The organism is Nocardioides sp. JS614 (assembly GCF_000015265.1).
Lineage (GTDB): Bacteria > Actinomycetota > Actinomycetes > Propionibacteriales > Nocardioidaceae > Nocardioides.
Map to the genome: position 1 here is coordinate 212,762 of NC_008699.1, position 20,775 is coordinate 233,536.

Consider the following 20,775-nt stretch of genomic DNA (forward strand, 5'->3'; position numbering starts at 1 on the left):
CCGATCACAGGTGCCAGCAACCTAGGGCCGCCGGCCGGGGGCCGCAAGAGGTGGGGCGGCCCCGATCCTCAGCGGCCGCCGGCCAGCTCGGTGCCGACGATCCAGCCCATGCCGAACGCCGAGAGCAGCCCGTTGCCGGAGCTGTAGCCGCTCGAGTCCGGGCCGGCGAGCCCGGCGGCCGTCCCGCCGCCGGCGCGCAGTCCCGGGATCGCCGAGCCGTCGGGGCGCAGCACCTGCCCGCGCGGGTCGACCACGGCGCCGCCCTGGGTGGCCAGCACGCCGTGGGTCACCCAGGCCAGGTGGTACGGCGGCGCCAGGCGCCGGCGCCCGGGCAGCGGCTCGAGCTCGGGGTCCGCGCCCAGCGCCGCGGCCAGGCCGGCCCGGTCGTCGTACGTCGTGAAGCCGACGGCGCGGATCGTCTCGCGCATCAGCTCGGACTCCCGGGTGGCGGCGTGCGCCTCGGCGTCCCAGACCAGCGCCGCCCGCTGGGCCGGCAGCCCCTGGAGCAGCCCGGCCAGGCTGGAGTAGCCGTGCGCCTCCTCGTCGACGAACCGGCGACCCTCGAGGTCGAGCAGCACCGCGCCGTAGAACGGCAGCGACGGGCTGACCCGGGTGCCGTGCCCGACGACCACCAGGCCGGAGCGCAGGCAGGCACCCATGTTCCGGAAGTCGGCGCCGAGCTCGGTGAGCCACGCGACGGCGTCGCCGGTGCTGGTCGACACCCCGCCGTAGAACGGGTCGCCCAGCGCCGCGCAGTGCTCCTTCATCAGGGCCGGGTTGGCCGCGAAGCCGTCCAGCGCGAGCACGACGGTCGAGGCGGAGGCCTCGATCTCGGTGTGGTTCTGCTCGACCACCAGGCCCGTGACCCGCCCGTCGGCCGAGGCGGTCAGGCGCATGGCGGGCGCCTCGTCGACCAGGGCGACGTTCGGCCGGGCAGCGAGTGCGTCGCGCAGGTGCCGCATCAGTCGGCGCCCGCCCTGGCGGCCGACGTCGCTGTGCAGCCGCGGCACGGACATGCCGGCGCGCGGCAGGTCGGTGCCGATCTCGATCGGGTAGCCGAGCCGGTCGGCGAGCCACTCGACGTACTGCGGGGCGGCCGCGCACAGCGCCTCGACGACGGAGGCCGCGGCGGTGTCGCCGCTGGCCGCGAGGATGTCCTCGGCGTGCCGGGCGGGGGAGTCGTCGATGCCGGCGGCACGCTGGAAGCGGGTGCCGCCGGCGGCGAGGCTGCCGCTGGAGATCTCGGCGTTGCAGCCCTCGCGGGTGCTCTTCTCGAAGACCCCGATGACGAGGTCCGGGTCCTCGGCCGCACGCAGCGCGGTCAGCACGCCGCAGGCGCCGGCGCCGACGACCGCGACGTCGACCTCGATCCGCTCCACTAGAGGTCCAGCCCGTAGAAGGCGCGGGCGGCGTCGACCAGGCCACGCTCGGGACGGGAGTAGTGGAAGCCGGTCCGCGCGGGGTGCAGCCCGGTCGCCCGGTGCTGCGCCGCGCGCACCTCGGCCACCCGCACGCAGGTGCCCAGCGAGTCGAGCACCGGCACGTCGTCGACCCGCGAGACGCCCTGGTCGGCCAGGAACACGTTGAGCGGTCCCTCACCCGGGACGATCACGTTCGCGCCCTCGGCGATCGCCCGGCGGGCGGCCGCCTCGAACGCCGCCAGCAGCGGGCCCGGGTCGGCGTACGCCGCCATCACGTCGGTGAACGCGGCCTCGACCTGCACGATCGGACCGACGAGGGAGTCCAGCCGGTAGTTGCGCAGGTTGCGCCGCAGCTGCGGCTCGAGGGCCGCGATGAAGTTCACGATGCCGACCCGGTCGCCGAGCATCGACGCCATCGCGACCGAGGTCTGCCCGAACGCGACCACCGGGAGGTCGACCAGGGACCGCACCTCCTCGTAGGCGGTGTCCGGGATCGTCGCGATGAAGAACGCGTCGTACCCCTCGTCCTGGGCGCGCAGCGCCGCACCGACGAACTGCTCCTTGTGCAGCCCGGCAAGGTAGGCGTGCCCGATGTGGGTGCCGGGATAGGCCGACGGGTAGGTGCCCGGTCGCATGCCGTGCAGCTCGACGGTCGTGCCGGGCGCGGCCTGGGCGGTCAGGTGCCGCTGGAGCGCGTCGCGGTAGTGCGGGACGTCGTCGAGGACGGTGAAGCTCTGGTGCCAGATCCTCATGCGCCGACCCCGATGGTGGCCGCGGCCGCGCTGCCCGCGATCCGGCCGAACGTCGCGCCGCGCAGCACCGACGTCGAGCCGGTGTAGTTGGAGTAGTAGAGCCCGGTGAGCTCGCCGGCGGCGTACAGGCCGGGGATCGGGCGCCCGTCGCGGTCGACCACCTCGGCCGCCGGGGTGGTCTTCAGCCCGCCGAACGTGAACACGTTGGCGGCCATGATCGGGTAGGCCTCGAAGGGTCCCTCGGCGATCGGGCGCGCCCAGTTCGACTTCGGCGGCACCAGGCCGGAGGTGGCCAGCCCGTCGGGGGCCGTGTGGTCGAACGCCCCGTCGCGGCAGGCTGAGTTGTACGACGCGACCGTCGCGACCAGCGTGTCCGCGGGGACTCCGATGCGCTCGGCGAGCGCCTCCAGGGTGTCGGCGGTCACCGGCGCCTGGTCGGTGCGGATGCCGGAGCGGATGTTCGGCACCGCCAGGCCCTGCTGGTCGAGGATCACCCAGGCGACGCCCTCGGTCTGGGCTTGGATGTCGCGGGTGGTGCGCTCGTACCACGCGTCGACCGGCCCGCGGGCCTCGTCGACGAAGCGGCGGCCCTCGCGGTTGACCAGGATCCCGTAGGGGAAGCAGAAGATCGCGGCCTCGGGCTCGCCCGAGCGCGGGTCCACCGGCTCGGCGTGGAAGAGCGAGAAGTTGCCGGCCGTCGCAGCGCCGAGCGCGAGCGCCATCTCCAGGCCCTCGCCCTTGTTGTGGTTGCCGCCGCGGGCGACGGGGCGCGTGGTCAGCCCGCGCTCGCCGTGGTAGCGCGCCATCAGCTCGGCGTTGCCCTGGTAGCCGCCCGACGCGAGCACGACCCGGCCGCGCAGCTCCACCGGTCCGGTGGGCGTGTGGGCGAGCACCCCGGCCACCCCCGCCCTGCCGTCGGGGTCGGTGAGCAGCCGGCGCGCGGTCGTCTCGAAGCGGAACTCGACGCCGAGGCCGCGGGCGGCCTTGCCCATCGTCTCGACGATCGCCAGGCCGCCGCCGACCGGCGCCATCCGGGTGGTCGAGGTGGTCAGGAACGGGGTCGGCAGGAACTCGAAGCGCATCCCGTGCCCGCCCATCCAGGCCAACGTCTCGGGCGCCTCGGCGGCGAAGGTCGCGACGTAGTCGGGGTCGACGACGTGGTGGGCGCGGTAGAGGGCGGAGCGGCGCTCGGCCGGCAGCGCGGCGTCGCGCACCACGCTCGGGTCCGGGTGGCCCATGAAGTCGTCGACCAGGGCGTCCTCGAGCCCGTCTGCCGTCTCCTCGAGCGAGCGCATCCGCAAGAACGCCTCGGTGTAGCGGGTGTTGCCGCCGGTCTCGGCCTCGGTCGAGCGCTCCAGCAGCACCACCCGCGCGCCGGCCTCGGCGGCAGCGCAGGCCGCGGACAGGCCGGCGACCCCGCCGCCGACCACGACGACGTCGTACTCCGCCACGGGGGCGCTCACGACAGCCCGCCGATCAGCTCGTTCGCAGAGGTCACCGTCGCGAACAGCGGCAGCATGTTCTGCACCGAGAACTCGTGGAAGTCCGGACGGAACGACGCGCACATGTCCTCGACGACCGTGACCTGGAGCCCCGCGTCGCTGGCGTGCCGGGCGGCCGACTCGACGACCAGGTTGGTCGCGACGCCGCCGAGCACGACCTCGCCGACGCCCTCGGCAGCCAGCACCTGCAGCAGCGGGGTGCCGACGAACGGGTCGACGCAGCCCTTGTCCACCACCGGCTCGCCCTCGATCGGGGCCAGCGCCTTGACGATCTGGGCCTCCGGGGAGTCGGCGAGCATCGCGCCCTGGTCGGGGTAGACGTCGAACCGGGCCAGCCGGTTGGTGCGCAGCCGGTACGTCGGGTCGAACGCGAGCCGGACGTGCACGACCAGCCAGCCGGCGTCGCGGGCGGCGCCCAGCACGCGCTCGGCGGTCGCGAGCACGTCGCGCTCGGCGACCTGCGCGGCCAGCGGGGGCATCCGCAGGTGCGGGCCCTCCTCGCACAGCGCGACCTGGTAGTCCAGGAGCAGGAGGGCCTTGCGGTTGTCGGTCATCGGGGTTCCTTCGTCGTCGGGGATGTGGTCACCAGGCCGACCAGCCGCCGTCGACGTAGACCACCTGGCCGGTGACGTACGACGAGGCCGGTGAGGCCAGCAGGAGCAGGGGCCCGTCCAGGTCGGCGGCGGGGTCGCCGAGCCGGCCGAGCATGGTGCGGTCCGCGAACCAGGCGAGCCGATCGGGGTCGGCGCCGAGGGGCGCGGTCATCGGGGTCGGGTAGAACACGCCGGGGGCCAGGCAGTTGACGGTGATGCCGTGCGGGCCGAGCTCGGCCGCGAGCGCCCGCGTCACGTTGGCGACCCCGGCCTTCGAGGCGTAGTACGCCGACTCCGGCACCGGTCCGACCCGCTCGGCGTAGACCGTCGTGAGGTTGACGATGCGCCCGGACCGCTGCGGCGTCATCGCCTTGCCGGCCTCGCGGCCCACCAGCCAGGTGCCGGTGAGGTTCACCCGGACCACGCGCTCGAACTCCTCGACCGTGGTCTCGTCGTACGCCTTGCGCAGCATCACGCCGGCGGCGTTGACCACGACGTCGAGCCGACCGTGCGCGGCGACGACGTCGGCGACCAGGCCGGCGACCGACGCCTCGTCGGTGACGTCGACATGCCGGTCGGCGCCGGCGAGGTCGGCGACCTCGACGGTCGCGCCCTGCGCGGCGAGCGCCGTGGCGGCGCGCGCTCCCAGGCCGCCGGCGCCGCCGACCACGAGCGCGACCTGACCGGTGAGGTCGAAGGGGCTCACCATGTCAGCTCGCTCTCCTCGGCCGCGGCGTGCTGCCCGGCCAGGCGGCCGAAGATGCCGGCCTTGCCGATCGACGTGCCGGTCATGTAGCCGCCGCCGTGGAACCCGCCGATCACCTCGCCCGCGGCGTAGAGGCGCTCGATCGGCTCCCCGAACACGTCGAGCACGCGCAGCCGGGTGTCCACCGTGAGGCCGCAGTACGTCGCGAGCACGACGGTCCGCGACGGGTGGGCGTAGAACGGGGGCCGGTCGAGCGGGGTCGGCGTATCCACGCCGCCGGAGAGGTGGGCGCGGCCCAGCGGGTCGGGCCGGCCATCGGCGATCCGGGCGTTGTAGTCGGCGACGGTCGCGACGAGTGAGCCGTCCGGGAGGCCCACCAGCGCCTCGAGCCCCTCGACCGTGTCGGCCTTGAGCAGCATGCCGGCCCGGTCGCGGCCCGCGAACTCGTAGATCGGCACCTCGTCGTTGCTCTGGGCCATCACGCCGGCGTCGAAGACCTGCCAGGTCGTGACGCCCGGCTGGGCCAGGGCCGCGTCGCCGATCTCCTTGTAGGGCAGGGACTCGTCGACGAAGCGGCGTCCCTCGCGGTTGACCGCGATCGCGCCCTTGTAGACCGCGAGGATGCCGGTGCCGTCCTCGTCGGGGTGGGCCTCGTGGAAGATCCCGTAGGTCCCCTTGACGTACGGCGTGTCCACGACCCCCGCCCCGAGCTGCCAGCCCATCAGCAGGCCGTCGCCGGTGCACCCGTCGCCGCCCGCGGTGAGCGCGTTCGCCATCTGCGGCGCGAACCGGGTGAGCAGCTCCGGGCTGCGCGCGAAGCCGCCGGTGGCGAGCACGACCGCGTCGGCGAGGATCCGCCGGCGGCTGCCGTCCGCGGTGCGCACGTCGACGCCGATCACTTGGCCGCCCTCGCGGACCAGCCGCTCGGCGGCCGTGTCGAGGAGGATCCGGGCACCCAGCCGGCCGGCCGCCTTGAGCAGGGTGACCAGCATCCCGGTGGTGTCGGTGGGGTGCGAGCGCGGGACCGACTGGCCGGACGCGGCGTGCACCTCGCCGTACCGGACGCCGTGCCCGGTCAGCCACTCGTAGGTCTCGAGCTGGTGCGCGCAGTACAGGTCGACCAGCGCCTCGTCGCAGACGTGCCGCCCGGTCTCCATCAGGTCCTTCTTGAGCAGCTCCACCGAGTCGCCGATCCCCTGGGCCACCTGCTCCGGAGTGCCCGCGAACGCGGAGAGCCCGGCGGAGCGGACCGTGCTGCCGCCGATGGCGCCGGTCTTCTCCAGGAGCACGGCGTACTGACCGGCCTCAGCCGCGGCGAGCAGGGCGGCGCACCCGGCGAGCCCGCTGCCGAGCACGAGTACACCGACCCGGTCGGGCAGCTCGCCCTCGATCGGCAGGCCGGGGATCACCGCTCGCTCCGAAGCACGTCGAGGGGCTGGTCGAAGTAGGCCTCGGCGGCGGTGAACGCCGGGAGGTGGAACAGCGACTGACGCTCGCTCCAGGTCGCCATCTGCTCGGCCCGGGTCACGGTCTCGCCGGCGGCCGCCAGGTGGGCGAGCGCGGCGCGGCCGGCCGACATCATCGACCGCATCAGGTAGTTGGCGTGCAGCACGACGGTGAAGCCGAGGTCGGCGTACTCCTGCGCGCTGAGGTGTGGGGTCTTGCCGCCCTCGACGACGTTGACGACCAGGGGGGTGCCGGCCAGCTCGCGGCCGACCAGCGTCAGCTCCGCGACCGTGCGCGGCGCCTCGACGAAGATCACGTCCGCGCCCGCTTCGACGTAGGCGCGCGCCCGCTCGACCGCCCGGTCGATCCCCTCGGCGCTGCGGGCGTCGGTGCGTGCGACGAGCACCGTCGCGTCGTCCTCGCGGGCGTCGAGGACCGCGGCGATCTTGGCCTGCATGTGCCCGAGCGGGATCAGCGTGTGGGAGTCGAAGTGCCCGCACCGCTTGGGCATCTCCTGGTCCTCGAGCTGGATGCCGGCAGCCCCGGCGCGTTCGAGCAGCCGCATCGTGCGCATCGCCGCCAGCGGACCGCCGTACCCGGTGTCCGCGTCGACGACGACCGGCAGCCTGGTGGCCTCGGTGATGCGGCCGACGTGGTCGGCGACCTCGCCGAGGGAGACCAGGCCGAGGTCGGGCAGCCCGTACTGCGCATTGGCGAGCCCGGCCCCGGTCGCATAGGCCGCGCCGAAGCCCGCGGCCTCGACGAGCCGCGCACCGAGGGCGTCAGTGACCCCCGGGAGCAGCAGCGGTCCGGCGCCGGCCGTGGCCTCTCGCAGTGCGGTGCGCAGCGCCGTACGCCGGTCGTGCGCGGTCGGCGCGGGGCCGACGCCGACCAGGTCGGCCAGGTGCGGGAACTCCTGGTGGCTGCTGCTGTTCACGGGCGAGTGGCTCCGATCCGGTGGCTTCCATGTAGTGATCGTTACAGAGAGCAGGGTTGCACCCCGGCGCGATCTCCGCAACCCCGAACCCCCGGAGAATCAAGGGGTCCGGGGCTGCGGGGCGCTCATCCGCGACGGCGCCGGCCGACGCCGATCCGCTGCAGGTCCTGCCCGACGACGAGCTCTCCGGCGAAGTTCCGGGAGACGCGGCGCCAGCGGCGCTCGGGGAGGTGGCCCGGCACGAAGTGGTGCAGCACGAGCGTGCGGGCGCCGGCCTCGGTCGCCACTCGGGCCACCTGCGGGATCGTGGTGTGGGCACCCAGCATGTGGTTCTTGTAGGCAGCCTTGACCTCGTCGGGCGCGGGGAGGGCGGAGATGCTCTCCTCGACCCAGGCCTGGTCGATCACCTCGTGGACCAGGACGTCGCAGTCCGCGGCGAGCTCGACCAGGTTCTCCGACACCGTCGTGTCGCCCGAGATCACGACCGACCCGTCCTCGGTGTCGAACCGGTAGCCGAACGACGGCAGCATCTGGCCGTGATCCACGAGCGTCGCGGTGACCCGCACCCGATCGTCCTCGTAGACCGAGAACGGCGACATGCGCGGGACCGCCCCGGCCTCCGGCGCGGCCACGTCCGCGGGCAGCGCGATGTCGTGCGGCTGGATGCGGCTACGGATGTCGGGGGATGCCGAGTCGAAGACCCGGTCGTTGATGTCGGTGGCGAAGGCGGCGAAAAGCGACTCGGTCATCTCGACCGTGCCCGGGCCCGGGTTGTCGGGGATGACCGGGCTCGGCTCCGGTCGGCCCGCCGGGAAGGTGTGCGGCAGCGCGTCGCGCCGCCCCGGGCCGTAGACCTGGAGGGCCCGCTCGGCGTCGCCGAGGCCGCCTCCGATCCACCCCTCGATCACCAGCGTCGGGTAGTCGCTGACGTGGTCGGAGTGCAGGTGGGTCAAGAACACGCCGCGCAGCGCGTGCAGGTCGTTCTTGCCGTCGGCACTGCCGAGCAGTCCCGCGTCCCGCACCGAGCCGAGCGCCCCGGCGCCGAGGTCCACGATGTACTGCGCATCGCCGACGACCACCGCGGACGACGTGCCGCGTCGCGTCGAGCCGCGCCACCAGATCGGCCCCCCGGAGGTCCCCAGCAGGACGACCTTGGTCCGGTAGTCGCGGGTGGCCCGGGTGCTGCGACGTACGGTCGCGGCCTCGGCGCGCGTGGGTGGGAGCGCGCTGCTGGCGGCGATCGCGGCGGTGGCGAGGCCGCCCGTGTGCAGGAGGCCGCGGCGGCTGATCGGACGGTCTGGAGTCGCGCACATGAGGTCTGTCCCTTCTCGAGTTTCCGTAGTGATCACTACAGCGTGAGCTGCGACACTGCCGCACGAAATGTGACCGGCGCAACCCCTTGCCAGAACGGTCACTCCAGGGTTACGGTGCCGTACCTGTAGTGATCGTTACAGAGACCTCGGTCACTTCGAACGTTCCTGAGGGAGAGGCAGCCACGCATGACAGTCCTCGACGAGATCCGTCGGCTCGAGCCCGAGTTCCGGGCCGGCGAGGAGGAGGCCGCCGAGCTGCGCCGCCTCCCCGACCAGACCTGGAAGCAGATGCTGGAGAGCGGCCTGCTCCGCGGCCTCCAGCCCCGGCGCTGGGGTGGCGGCGAGCTGTCGCTGCGCGAGCACCTGACCGGGGTCTACGAGCTCGGCCGGATCGCCCCGTCCGCGGGCTGGGTCTCCGGCGTCGTCGGCTCGCACCCCTGGCAGGTGGCGCTCTACGACGAGGAGACCCAGCAGGAGGTGTGGGGCGAGGACCCGACGTTCCTGCCGTCCTCCTCCTACGCGCCGACCGGCAAGATCGTGCCGGTCGACGGCGGCTACCGGGTCAGCGGCCGCTGGTCGTTCTCCTCCGGCAGCGACCACTGCCAGGGCGTGATCCTGGGCGGCTTCGCCGGCACCATCGAGGTCGCGCCGGGCGTCGAGGTCCCCAACTTCGGCTCGGCGCTGCTGCTGCGCGACCAGTACGTCATCGAGGACACCTGGCACGTCGCCGGCAGCCGCGGGACCGGCAGCAAGGACATCGTGGTCGACGACGCGTTCCTGCCGGCCCGCCGGTTCCTCTCCAGCCCGCTCTACGAGTACAACGCCGACCGGCCCGCGCCGGGGATCGCGACCAACCCGAACCCGCTCTACCAGGTGCCGTGGGCGGTCATGTTCAACCTGGTGCTGGTCGCACCGATGCTCGGACTCGGCCGCCGCTTCCTCGACGACTGGACCGCCGAGACCACCACCCGGCGCGCCAACTGGGGCGGCATGGTCAAGGACGACGCGCTGATGCAGATGCACCTGGCCGAGGCGGAGTGGGTCCACGACGCCGCGGTCAAGAAGATGTACGACGCCATCGACACGATCACCGAGGCTGCGGAGGCCGGCGTACGCCTCGACAAGCGCGAGCGGGCCCGGATGCGCTGGAACATCACCCGCGGCTGCCAGCAGGTCGGGTTCGCCATCAACGACCTGATGCGCGTCGCCAGCGGTCGCACCGTCTTCACCAGTCACCCCCTGCACCGCCTCTACCAGGACGTCACGGCCGAGCTCGGCCACGCGTTCCTGGTCTCCGACGGCGTCGGCCAGTACTACGGCGCCTCCCTTCTCGACTCGTCCGCTCCGGAGGTCATGCTGTGATCACTCAACTCGCCTACCTGGGGATCGCCTCCCCGAACTACCAGCAGTGGCGCGACTACGGCACCCGCCTGCTCGGCACCCAGCTCGCCGCGGACGGCCCGGACGGCGCGGTGCGCCTGCGGGTCGACGACAAGGGCTACCGGATCGCGGTCCACCCCGCGGAGCAGGACGAGTTCCGGTACGCCGGCTGGGCCTGCCACAACGAGACCGAGCTGCGCAGCTACGTCGCCGAGCTGCGCGGCAAGGGCCTCGAGGTGCACGAGGGCACGCCCGAGGAGCTCAAGGAGCGCCAGGTGGCGGAGCTCTACTGGATCCAGGACCCGTGGGGGAACCGGCACGAGCTGGTCTGGGGCCAGTTCTCCATGCCGAACTCGTTCTGGCCCGCCCGGAAGATGAACGGCTTCGTCACCGGCGACCTCGGTCTGGGCCACATCGTGATGATCGTCCCCGACCTCCAGGCCGCGGACGCGTTCTACGCCGAGACGCTGGGCTTCCGGCTCTCCGACCGCGTGGTCAGCGACATCTTCAACCTGCGCTTCTACCACTGCAACGGCCGGCACCACTCGCTCGCCGTCGCCGAGATCCCGGGCATGACCGGCATCAACCACCTGATGCTCGAGGTCGAGAACATGGACGACCTCGGCTCCGCGATCGACCTGTTCACCGCGGACCAGGAGCGCGAGATCCTGCTCTCCCTCGGCCGGCACACCAACGACCTGATGACCTCGATCTACGTGCAGACCCCGTCGAGCATGCAGATCGAGTACGGCTTCGGCGGCATCGCCGTCGACGACCTCACCTGGGTCGCCGGTACCCACGACGTGCCGAGCATCTGGGGCCACCACCGCTCGCAGGCCTACCTCGACGGCCCTCCCGGAATCTTCCAGATGCTCGACGCGGAGGCCCCGGCGTGACCGCAGTCGCCCCGGCACCGGTGGAGCGCTCCGGGATCCGCGAGTCCGACGTCGCGATCGCCGGCGGCCGGCACCTGCGGGTGCTGGAGGCCGGCGAGCCCGGGATGCCGGCCCTGCTCTTCCTGCACGGCTCCGGCCCGGGCGTGACCGCCCGGGCGAACTGGGAGAACGTGATGGCCGGCCTCGGAGACCGGTTCCACTGCATCGCGCCGGACATCCTCGGGTTCGGCGAGTCCAGCCACGCCGACCCGCAACCGCAGGGCTTCAAGGCGAACGCCGAGGTCCGCATCGACGCGCTGCTCCAGATGCTCGACGCCCTCGGTGTCTCGCGGGTGACCGTGGTCGGCAACTCGATGGGCGGCATGTACTCGCTGCGGCTGTGCCAGCTGCGCCCCGACCTCGTCGAGAAGATGGTGCTGATGGGCTCGGGCGGCATGCCCGGGCTCGCTCCGACACCCCAGCTGATCAAGCTGGTCACGTTCTTCGACGACCCGTCGCTCGAGGCGATGACCGCGCTGCTCACCGAGTTCGTGCACGACAAGACCGCCTTCGGCGATCGGATCGAGGACTTCGCCGCCGGCCGGATGGCCCTGGTCACCCGGCCCGAGATCGAGACCGCGCACCGCGCCATGTTCGGCGAGGGGGAGATGCTCAGCTTCTCCCCGGCCGAGCTCGCGAGGCTCGACGTACCGACCCTGGTCGTGCATGGCCGCCAAGACGTGATCGTGCCGATCGAGTGCAGCCTCTACCTCGCCGAGCACCTGCCGCAGGCCGACCTGTACGTGATGAACAACTGCGGGCACTGGACCCAGGTCGAGCAGCCCGACCGGTTCCGCACGATCCTGCGTGACTTCGCCGACGGCCGGCTCTGACCGTCCCCCACCTGACCCCGAACGGGAGCTTCGTCATGACCCTTGCCGAGAAGGCGCGCGCCGCCGCGCCCGTCCTCGCCGCCAGCGACGCCGAGAGCGGTGCCCGCGGTCGCCTCACCGAGGAGGCCTGGGCGGCCCTGCAGTCCATCGGCGTGATGCGTGCGCTCCAGCCGGCCCGCTGGGGCGGCGGGGAGACCGACCTGGTCGAGTACGTCGACGCCATCATCGAGATCGGCCGGCACTCCGCCTCGGCCGGCTGGGTCGCCTCGGTCGTCGGCGTGCACCCCTGGCAGATCGCGCTGTTCCCCGACGAGACGCAGACCGAGATCTGGGGGGCCACCCCGGACCGGGCGATCGCGTCGTCGTACACGCCGACGGGCTCGATCGAGAAGATCGCGGGCGGCTACCGGGTCTCCGGACGCTGGTCGTTCTCCTCGGGCATCGACTGGTGCGAGGGCGTGATCCTCGGCGGCATCGCCGGCACCCGCGAGATCGACGGTGTCGAACATCCGGACTTCACCGCGGTGATCCTGGACCGGGCGGACTTCACCGTCGAGCGGACCTGGGACGTCGCCGGGCTGCGCGGCACCGGCAGCAACGACGTGGTGGTCGACGGCGTGGTCGTGCCCGAGCGGCGCGGGCAGTCGCACCTCTTCTACACGCACGGGCTCGGCACGCCGCTGCCCGGGCAGGAGCTCAACGACGGGCCGCTGTACCGGGTGCCCTGGGCGGGGCTGTTCAACCTGATCATCGCCGCCGGGACGGTCGGTGCCGTGCAGGGCTTCGTGGACGCGTGGATCGCCGAGACCCGGACGCGTCGTACCAACTACGGCCAGATGCTGCGCGAGGAGGGCGTGGTGCAGAAGCACCTCGCCAACGCGGAGTGGCTGCTCGACGCCGCCCGGCTCAAGGTGCGCCGGGCCGCCGTCGAGCTGATGGCGCACGCCGAGGCCCGCGAGGTGCCGACCAAGGAGCAGCGCGCCTACTACCGCTGGGACGTCGCCAAGGCCGCCAACGCCGCGACCGACGCCGCCCAGGAGCTCATGCGGGTAGCCAGCGGACGCTCGGCGTTCCTCGACCACCCGCTGCAGGCGAAGTACCAGGACGTCGTCTCCGCGAGCAGCCACGCGTTCCTCTACGCCGACCCGCTGGCGCGGGCCTGGGCGGGCCGGCACCTCGGTGCCGAGAACCTGGTCGAGGTGCACCTGTGATCCGCACCCGCGACGTCGAGGTCGGCGACCTGTCCTTCCGGCTCTACGAGACCGGCGAGACCGGGGCCGAGGCCGTGCTGTTCCTGCACGGCTCGGGCCCCGGCGCCACCGGCCTGTCGAACTGGGAACGGATCATCGAGGACCTCGGCGACCGGTTCCACTGCCTGGCACCCGACATGATCGGGTTCGGCGACTCCGCGCACCCGGTCGACCCGCCGCGTGGGATGGGTCCCTTCAACGAGCTGCGCGCCCAGGCGCTGCTGGGCCTGCTCGACGTGCTCGGCCTGGAGAAGGTGCACCTGGTCGGCAACTCGATGGGCGGCCAGCTCGCGCTGCTCATGGTGCTCGCCCAGCCCGACCGGGTCGGCAAGATCCTGCTGATGGGCAGCGGCGGCGCCCCGGACCTGCCCGTCTCCCCGGGCCTGGCCCACCTGCGCACGTTCTACGACGCGCCTTCGGCGGAGAGTCTCGAGCGGCTGCTCGAGCAGTTCGTCTTCGACCTCGAGCCGATGCGTCCGGTGATCGACCGGGTGGTCAAGGAGCGGATGGCGTACGTCGAGCGCGCCGACGTGCGCCGCTCGCACGCCGCCAGCTTCGACCCCGACGGGCCGCGGCGTTTCTTCACCCCCGAGGAGCTGGCCGGCATCGAGCACGACGTCCTCGTCGTGCACGGCCGCGACGACCGGATCATCCCGACCCAGGCGAGCCGGTGGTTCGCCGACCACCTGCCGAACGCGAACCTCTACGTGATCGGCCGGTGCGGGCACTGGACCCAGATCGAGCACCCGACGACGTTCGAGACGCTGTTGACCGGTCTCGTCGACGGCGTGATCTAGGAGTCGCGGGATGCGGATCGCCAACCACGACGGACGCGCCGTACTCGTGCTGGGCGAGGACAAGGGCGTCGACATCGAGCGCGCCAGCCACGGCGAGCTCGGCCCCTCGATCGCCGACCTCTACCCGCGCTGGGACGAGGTCGTGGCGTGGGTGTCCACGCTCGGCGACGTCGGCGACCTGGTGGCCGACGTCGTCATCGACCCCGACCTGCTGGGCGCGCCGTCGCCGCGGCCCACGCAGGCGATCGCGATCGGGCTCAACTACGAGGAGCACGCCCACGAGACCGGCTACCAGGTGCCGACCCAGCTGCCGCCGGTGTTCGCGAAGTTCGCCAGCAGCATCACCGGGCCGCGCGGCCTCGTCGACCTGCCGCCCGGCGGCCACACCGACTGGGAGGTGGAGGTCGTCGCGGTCATCGGCCGCACGGCGCACCGCATCTCGCCCGACGAGGCCTGGGGCCACGTCGCCGGCCTCACCGTCGGCCAGGACCTCTCGGAGCGGATCTCCCAGATGGCCGGTCCGGCTCCTCAGTTCGGCCTGGCCAAGTCGTTCCCCGGCTTCAGCCCGATGGGGCCGTGGCTGGTCACCCCCGAGGAGCTCGCCGATCCCGACGACCTGGCGCTGGGCTGTGCGATCGACGGCGAGACCGTCCAGGACGGGCGCACCAGCAAGCTGATCTTCTCGATCCCGCGCAGCATCGCCGCCCTGTCGCAGGTGCTCACCCTGCTGCCCGGCGACGTGGTCTTCACCGGCACCCCCGACGGCGTCGGGCTCGGCCGCTCCCCGCAGCGCTTCCTCCGCCCCGGCGAGACGCTGCGCACCTGGGTCGAGGGGATCGGCGAGATGGTGCACACCTTCCGCTGAGCGCTGCGCGGGCGCGAGGATCTCGACCAGCTCGAACACCAGTGCCTGCCGTCGGTCGAGCAGCGAGCGCAGCGAGCGTCGTCGAGACCCCGGCAGCCAAGGCAGGGCGCCGACCACCGACTCACGCCAGAATCAGCCGGCAACGAACAGCAGCGCTACGAATGCGGCCAGGGGGACGAGCATCAGCGCGAGGCCGAGACGCCCGCGGTTGCGCCCGGGCCCGGCGCGGGCGACCGCGTAGGTCAGCGGCGCGCCGAAGAACCCGAGCGGCAGCCAGACCAGGCCGAGGACCCGCACCCAGGTGGGCGGGTCGACGAGGTCGCTGAGGCTCAGCACGAAGATGAAGATCGTGGCGGCGAGGAAGAGCAGGCCGAGGCCGAGGGTCGCGGTCCCGGCGCGCGTGGAGACCGTGTCCAGGTCGGCTGATCGCGTGTCCATGGCGGGTCCCTCGTCTGTCCCGATCCCATCGTGACGCGCGCCGTCGTACGCGGGTAGAGGCGTTCGTCACCGGCGAGCCGGGGCGAACGGCGCGGCCGGGCCGCAGACGACCAGACCCCACGCGACCGGGCCACAGAAGACTGGGCCACAGAAGACTGGGCCACAGACGACGAAGGAAGGGAGCGCCGCTCCCTTCCACCATCAACGTATAACGCACCGAGGGGCTTGCGGCAAGGCCCCCGACCGGGCGCAGAATCTCCCGCCGTAGCCGAGCAGCCGACGGGGGAGCACGAGGCATGGAGCCAACGACCACCAGCGCGTTCGACCTTCCGGCGCACCTCGCCGCCAAGGCCGACCCGGGACTGATCGGCCGCGACGAACGGCACTTCGCGGCGATCGCGGAGAGCTTGAAGGTCACCATCGCCGAGCTGACGGACCGGCTCGACGCGGCCCGCCGGGCACCGGGCGGCAACGGCCAGGAGGCGTTGGAGCGCGACCAGGAGGTCCACCGGCTGACCGCCCGGCTCCGCGCCCTGCGCCGCTACGGCCTCGACCTCTGCCTCGGGCACGTCGTCGGCGCTGACGACGGCGAGCCGGCGTACGTCGGCCGGCTCGGCCTCACCGACACGGCGGGACGCCGGCTCCTGCTGGACTGGCGCTCGCCGGCGGCCGAGCCGTTCTTCGGCGCCACCCACGCCAACCCGATGGGCCTGGCGAGCCGGCGCCGGTACCGCTGGACCCGCGGCCGGGTCACCGACTACTGGGACGAGGTCTTCACCGCGGACGGCCTCGACGGCCACGCGGCGGCGCTGGACGACCAGTCGGCGTTCATCGCCAGCCTCGGCGCGACCCGCTCGCCGCGGATGCGCGACGTGCTCGGAACCATCCAGGCCGACCAGGACGCGATCATCCGCGCGAGCTCGCGCGGAGCGCTGGTCGTCGACGGTGGACCGGGCACGGGGAAGACCGTCGTCGCGCTGCACCGCACCGCCTACCTCCTGTACGCCGACCCGCGCCTGGGCCACCGCCGCGGCGGCGTGCTCTTCGTCGGGCCGCACCAGCCCTACCTCGCCTACGTCTCCGACGTGCTGCCCAGCCTCGGGGAGGAAGGGGTACAGACCGCGACCGTGGGCGACCTCGTGCCCGAGGGCGCCACCGCGCCGCCCGAGGCCGACCCGGCGGTCGCCCGGCTGAAGGCGTCGGCCCGGATGGTGGCGGCGATCGAGCCCGCCGTCCGGCTCTACGAGGAGCTGCCGACCGAGGGCATGGCGGTCGAGACGCCGTACGCCGACCTGTGGGTGAGCGTCGAGGACTGGGCCGAGGCGTTCGGTGCGGCGGACCCGGCGCTCCCGCACAACGAGGCCCGCGACGACGTGTGGCTGGCGCTGGTCGCGATCCTCCTCGACAAGGCCGACCCCGACGACGTGCCGGTCGACCGGCTCCGCCGTTCCCTGGCGCACCACGAGGGGCTGGTCAGCGCCTTCGACCGGGCGTGGACCGTGATCGACCCGTACGACCTGGTCGGTGACCTGTGGTCGGTGCCGGCGTACCTCCGCCGCTGCGCACCCTGGCTCGAGCCGGACGAGGTGCGGCTGCTGCAGCGCGCGGACGCCCAGGCATGGACGGTCTCCGACCTGCCCCTGCTCGACGCGGCCCGGCAGCAGCTCGGCGATCCCGGGGCGTCCCGGCGCCGACGCCGGCGGGAGGCGGCGCTCCAGGCGCAGGCGGAGGAGATGTCGCACGTGGTCGACCACCTGATCGCCACCGACGACTCCGAGATGCAGGTGATGTCCATGCTGCGCGTCGAGGACCTGCAGGGCGCGCTGGTCGACGAGGACGTCGTCCCGGCTGCGGACCCGGACCAGCTGGCCGGTCCGTTCGCGCACGTCGTCGTGGACGAGGCGCAGGAGCTGACCGATGCCGAGTGGCAGATGCTCCTGCTGCGCTGCCCCTCGCGCAGCCTCACCGTGGTCGGTGACCGGGCCCAGGCCCGGCACGGGTTCGCCGAGAGCTGGCAGGAGCGGCTCCAGCGGATCGGCCTCGACCGGGTCGAGGTCGCGGCGCTGAACCTCAACTACCGGACCCCCGCGGAGGTGATGGCCGAGGCCGAGCCGGTGATCCGGGCGGCGCTCCCTGACGCCAACGTGCCGACGTCGGTGCGCAGGTCCGGGATCCCGGTCCACCACGGGTCCGTGGCGGACCTGGAGGTGATCGTGGACGACTGGCTGGCCGAGCACGCCGAGGGGACCGTGTGCATCGTCGGCGACCACCCGCTCGCGCCCCGGCCCCGGGTCCGCTCGCTGGCCCCGGAGCTGGTGAAGGGCCTGGAGTTCGACCTCGTCGTCCTGGTCGACCCGGGCCGCTTCGGCGACGGCGTCGAGGGCGCGGTCGACCGCTACGTCGCGATGACCCGGGCGACCCAGCGGCTGGTGCTGCTCACGAGCCGGTGAGGCCGCCGGCCGTCGGTACGCCGCGGTCCCGGTGTCGGTGCCGGGGTCGGTCGGGTCCGGCCGCCGACGGCTCGGGCGGGTGCCGCTCGGCGCGCAGCAGCAGCACGAGGGCCACCAGCATCACGGCCGCCCACGCCCAGAGCATCCCGCCGAACGCGAGCTGGCCGACGTGGAACCCGATGAGACCGATCAGGCCGGCCTGCGTCCACCGGCCGCCGGACAGGACCAGCACCCCCGCGGCCGCCTCGAACCCGATCAGCAGGCCGATGAACACGCCCTGGTGGGGCAGCACCACCGACTCCCACGTGTCGCGCACGAACCCGAAGGGGGACGGGTCGGCGAAGTCGTCGTAGTAGCCGTTGTCCAGCGCCAGGTAGATCGCGTTCACGCCGAACGCGAGGAAGAGCAGGCCCAGGGCGCCCCGGGCCACGTACCGCGCTCGCCGGCTCGTGCGGGCGCGCAGGGCGGCGGCGAAGGTGGTCCCACCCAGCACCAGCCACATGATCTTCTCCATGGCAGCCTCCGCCGTCAGCGTGGCAGCGCACGCCGCGGCCCGGCAGAGGCGAAGGACACGGGACTCTTGCGTGGGCGGCGCGGGTCGTGTGCCCCAGCACGCGCCATGGCGCGTCCTCAGGCACACGACCCGGATCGGCGCCGAGGGATCAGAACAGGTCCCAGAAGTCCGGACGCCGCCGCATCTGGGCGGCGGGCTCCTCGAGGATCACCCGGCCCGAGCGCATCACGTAGGCGCGGTCCGCGATCTGCAGCGCCTGCTTGACGTTCTGCTCCAGCAGCAGGATGCCGAGTCCCGACGACGTGGCCAGCGCGCGCAGCCGGCCGAAGATCGCCTCCACGATCGACGGCGCGAGGCCGAGCGAGGGCTCGTCGAGCAGCAGCAGCCGGGGCTGGGCCATCAGCGCGATGCCGAGGCTGACCATCCGCTGCTGGCCGCCGGAGAGCTGGCCGGCCAGCTGCGAGCTGCGCTCGGACAGGAGCGGGAACGCCTCCTCGACCTCGCGCAGCCGCGCGGCGGAGTCGGCGTCCCGGGGTGCGTTGGCCGCACCGAGCAGCAGGTTGTCGCGGATCGAGAGGTCGGGGAACACGAAGCGCTCCGAGGGGACCAGCGCGACACCGGCGCGGACCAGACGGCGGACCGGCTGCCCGGTCAAGTCCTCCCCGGCGACCGAGACCTCGCCCGAGCGGGCCCGCAGCGCGCCGAGCACGGTGCGGATGGTCGTGGTCTTGCCCGCGCCGTTGTGGCCCATCAGCGCCACGATCTCGCCGGCACGGACCTCCAGGTCGACGCCGTACAGCACCTGCTTGGGGCCGTACGCCGCCGCCAGGTCGCGCACCCGCAGCAGCGGCGGCTCGGCGATCGTCCGCACGTCGCCGGCCTGGTGATCGGTCACGTCGCTGGTCACGTCGCTGGTCACGTCGCTGGTCACGTCATTGGTCACGTCATTGGGCACCGAAGTACGCCTCCGTGAGTCGGGCCGAGCTGGTCAGCTCGGCGATGGTCCCGGACGCGGTGATCTCACCGAGCTCCATGAAGTAGGTGTGGTCGGCGAGCTCGCGCACCACGTCCAGGTTGTGCTCCACCAGGCAGACCGTGCGGCCCTCGGCGCGCACGGCGTCGATCATCCGGAGCATCGTCTCGACCCAGGCCGAGTCGACCCCGGACGCCGGTTCGTCGAGCAGCAGCACCGGCGCCTCGGTCGCGAGCGCCCGGGCCAGCGAGACCAGCTTGGTCTGGCCGTAGGACAGCGCCTCGGTCGGCACGCCGGCCTGCTCGGCCATCCCCACGAACCCCAGCCACTCCAGGGCCCGCTCGGCGACGGCACGGTCGGCGCGGGAGACCGCGCGGCCGGGCACGAACAGCCGGCCCAGGTGCTCGCCGTGCTGGTCGGGCACCCCGAGCATCACGTTCTCCAGGCAGGTGAGCCGGCCCAGCAGCCGGACGTCCTGGTAGGTGCGCACCAGCCCGGCCCGCACGATCTCGTCGGGTCGCCGGCCCACCAGTTCCTGGCCGTCGAGCAGCACGCTGCCCCGGTCGGGGGCGATCGCCCCGGTCAGCAGGTTGAAGGCCGTGGTCTTGCCGGCGCCGTTGGGGCCGACCAGTGCGGTGATGGTCCCGCGGCGCAGCTCCAGGCTGAGGTTCCGGGCGGCCACGATGCCGCCGAAGCGCTTCTCGAGGCCCTCGGCGCGCAGCACGACCGGGTGCGCGTCCAGGCGCCGCACCACCGGCGCGCCGCGCTCCGCCACCAGCTCGACCGGGCCGCTCGCTGGTGGCGTGACGTGCCGGAACCGCTCGGCCAGCAGGCCCTGCGGCCGCAGGATCATCATCACGACGAGGAGGGCGCCGTACAGCACGATCTGCACGAGCGCGGCCTGGGAGCTCTGCATCGCCAGGGCCTCGCGCAGCGTCGGCTCGATGAGGGTGAGCACGCCCGCGGCGAGCACCGACCCGAACAGGTTGGCGCTGCCGCCGACGATCACCATCGCGAAGACCGACATGGCCAGCGGGAAGCCGAACGCCGAGGGGGTCGCGAGGCCGAGCCACCCGGAGTACAGGCCGCCCACCCAGCCGGCCATGCCCGCGGTGATCGCGAAGATGCCGACCTTGTAGGCGAAGGTGTTCTTGCCGAGCGACCGGGTCGCGTCGGAGTCCTCCCGGATGCCCTTGAGCACCCGGCCGTACGGCGACTCGCCGATCCGCCAGCAGACGGCGAAGGTGACCACGAGCGTGCCGAGCGCGGGCACCAGCCAGTCCCGCGGGCCGGTCATCTCGTGGCCGAGGATCGAGAGCCCGGTGACGTTGGTGATCCCCATGACGCCCCCGAGAGCGTCGAAGGTGGCGAAGATGCCGATCACCGCCAGCGAGAAGGCCAGCGTCATCAGGATGAGGAACTCCTCGGCCAGGCCGAGGGCGATCAGCCCGATGACGACGCCGACGGCGGCGGCGATCAGGGTCGCGGCGACCAGGGCGGTGACGAACGGCCAGTCCCGGGCGGTCGTCAGGTAGGCGATCGTGTAGCCACCGACGCCGGCGAACGCGGCGTGCGCGACCGACACCTGGCCGGCGTAGCCCACGAGCAGGTTCACCGACAGGGCGAGCGAGGCCAGGAGCACGGCCTGGACGAGGTAGTTGAGCCACATG

General features: G+C 73.0%; 19 protein-coding genes. 7 read left to right on the plus strand and 12 right to left on the minus strand.

The features are described from left to right. Positions 1-68: 68 nt before the first annotated feature. The 8 genes from NOCA_RS02400 to NOCA_RS02435 form a co-directional block, all read right to left on the minus strand. On the minus strand, positions 69-1,379 hold the full coding sequence (locus NOCA_RS02400) for an FAD-binding protein (protein WP_011753694.1): 1,311 nt from the start codon (positions 1,377-1,379) through the stop codon (positions 69-71). After that, positions 1,379-2,173, minus strand: a complete 795-nt coding sequence (locus NOCA_RS02405) for an aspartate/glutamate racemase family protein (RefSeq protein WP_011753695.1) — start codon at positions 2,171-2,173, stop codon at positions 1,379-1,381. Before NOCA_RS02405 ends, NOCA_RS02400 begins: the two co-directional genes overlap by 1 nt. Next, on the minus strand, positions 2,170-3,636 hold the full coding sequence (locus tag NOCA_RS02410) for an FAD-dependent oxidoreductase (protein WP_011753696.1): 1,467 nt from the start codon (positions 3,634-3,636) through the stop codon (positions 2,170-2,172). Before NOCA_RS02410 ends, NOCA_RS02405 begins: the two co-directional genes overlap by 4 nt. Continuing rightward, positions 3,633-4,229 (minus strand): cysteine hydrolase family protein, encoded by a 597-nt coding sequence (locus tag NOCA_RS02415; RefSeq protein ID WP_011753697.1) that lies wholly within the window; start codon positions 4,227-4,229, stop codon positions 3,633-3,635. Before NOCA_RS02415 ends, NOCA_RS02410 begins: the two co-directional genes overlap by 4 nt. Positions 4,230-4,257: 28 nt before the next feature. Further along, the gene (locus NOCA_RS02420; protein ID WP_011753698.1) at positions 4,258-4,977 is read right to left on the minus strand and encodes an SDR family oxidoreductase; all 720 of its coding nucleotides are present in this window, start codon (positions 4,975-4,977) and stop codon (positions 4,258-4,260) included. Further along, positions 4,971-6,383, minus strand: a complete 1,413-nt coding sequence (locus NOCA_RS02425) for an FAD-dependent oxidoreductase (protein ID WP_011753699.1) — start codon at positions 6,381-6,383, stop codon at positions 4,971-4,973. The genes NOCA_RS02420 and NOCA_RS02425 overlap by 7 nt, the downstream gene beginning before the upstream one ends. Continuing rightward, positions 6,380-7,357: an isocitrate lyase/PEP mutase family protein gene (locus NOCA_RS02430; RefSeq protein WP_011753700.1), complete on the minus strand. Its 978-nt coding sequence runs from the start codon at positions 7,355-7,357 to the stop codon at positions 6,380-6,382. The genes NOCA_RS02425 and NOCA_RS02430 overlap by 4 nt, the downstream gene beginning before the upstream one ends. Positions 7,358-7,482: 125 nt before the next feature. Beyond that, complete coding sequence (locus NOCA_RS02435) at positions 7,483-8,670, minus strand: MBL fold metallo-hydrolase (RefSeq protein ID WP_011753701.1); 1,188 nt, start codon at positions 8,668-8,670, stop codon at positions 7,483-7,485. Between the two features lie 186 nt (positions 8,671-8,856). Here NOCA_RS02435 and NOCA_RS02440 point away from each other — a divergent pair, with 186 nt between their 5' ends. From NOCA_RS02440 to NOCA_RS02465, 6 genes are read left to right on the plus strand one after another with little or no spacing between them, the layout of a single operon-like run. Further along, positions 8,857-10,032, plus strand: a complete 1,176-nt coding sequence (locus NOCA_RS02440; protein WP_011753702.1) for an acyl-CoA dehydrogenase family protein — start codon at positions 8,857-8,859, stop codon at positions 10,030-10,032. Next, the gene (locus NOCA_RS02445; RefSeq protein ID WP_011753703.1) at positions 10,029-10,946 is read left to right on the plus strand and encodes a VOC family protein; all 918 of its coding nucleotides are present in this window, start codon (positions 10,029-10,031) and stop codon (positions 10,944-10,946) included. The genes NOCA_RS02440 and NOCA_RS02445 overlap by 4 nt, the downstream gene beginning before the upstream one ends. Beyond that, positions 10,943-11,818 (plus strand): alpha/beta fold hydrolase, encoded by an 876-nt coding sequence (locus NOCA_RS02450; RefSeq protein ID WP_011753704.1) that lies wholly within the window; start codon positions 10,943-10,945, stop codon positions 11,816-11,818. The genes NOCA_RS02445 and NOCA_RS02450 overlap by 4 nt, the downstream gene beginning before the upstream one ends. 35 nt (positions 11,819-11,853) lie before the next feature. Beyond that, on the plus strand, positions 11,854-13,029 hold the full coding sequence (locus NOCA_RS02455) for an acyl-CoA dehydrogenase family protein (protein WP_011753705.1): 1,176 nt from the start codon (positions 11,854-11,856) through the stop codon (positions 13,027-13,029). Continuing rightward, positions 13,026-13,865, plus strand: a complete 840-nt coding sequence (locus tag NOCA_RS02460) for an alpha/beta fold hydrolase (protein ID WP_011753706.1) — start codon at positions 13,026-13,028, stop codon at positions 13,863-13,865. The genes NOCA_RS02455 and NOCA_RS02460 overlap by 4 nt, the downstream gene beginning before the upstream one ends. 10 nt (positions 13,866-13,875) lie before the next feature. After that, positions 13,876-14,730, plus strand: a complete 855-nt coding sequence (locus NOCA_RS02465) for a fumarylacetoacetate hydrolase family protein (protein ID WP_011753707.1) — start codon at positions 13,876-13,878, stop codon at positions 14,728-14,730. 132 nt (positions 14,731-14,862) lie between these two features. Here NOCA_RS02465 and NOCA_RS02470 read toward each other — a convergent pair whose 3' ends face one another. Further along, positions 14,863-15,168 (minus strand): hypothetical protein, encoded by a 306-nt coding sequence (locus tag NOCA_RS02470; RefSeq protein ID WP_011753708.1) that lies wholly within the window; start codon positions 15,166-15,168, stop codon positions 14,863-14,865. 296 nt (positions 15,169-15,464) lie between these two features. Here NOCA_RS02470 and helR point away from each other — a divergent pair, with 296 nt between their 5' ends. Beyond that, positions 15,465-17,618: an RNA polymerase recycling motor ATPase HelR gene (helR, locus tag NOCA_RS02475; RefSeq protein ID WP_011753709.1), complete on the plus strand. Its 2,154-nt coding sequence runs from the start codon at positions 15,465-15,467 to the stop codon at positions 17,616-17,618. On the opposite strand, the gene NOCA_RS25410 is transcribed toward helR, so the two are convergent. The 3 genes from NOCA_RS25410 to NOCA_RS02490 form a co-directional block, all read right to left on the minus strand. Continuing rightward, on the minus strand, positions 17,605-18,132 hold the full coding sequence (locus tag NOCA_RS25410; protein ID WP_011753710.1) for a hypothetical protein: 528 nt from the start codon (positions 18,130-18,132) through the stop codon (positions 17,605-17,607). The genes helR and NOCA_RS25410 overlap by 14 nt on opposite strands. Positions 18,133-18,280: 148 nt before the next feature. After that, positions 18,281-19,087, minus strand: a complete 807-nt coding sequence (locus NOCA_RS02485; protein WP_197687617.1) for an ABC transporter ATP-binding protein — start codon at positions 19,085-19,087, stop codon at positions 18,281-18,283. Continuing rightward, entirely contained in the window at positions 19,077-20,774 is a 1,698-nt protein-coding gene (locus NOCA_RS02490; protein ID WP_011753712.1) for a branched-chain amino acid ABC transporter ATP-binding protein/permease, read from the minus strand. Before NOCA_RS02490 ends, NOCA_RS02485 begins: the two co-directional genes overlap by 11 nt. Position 20,775: the final 1 nt, after the last annotated feature.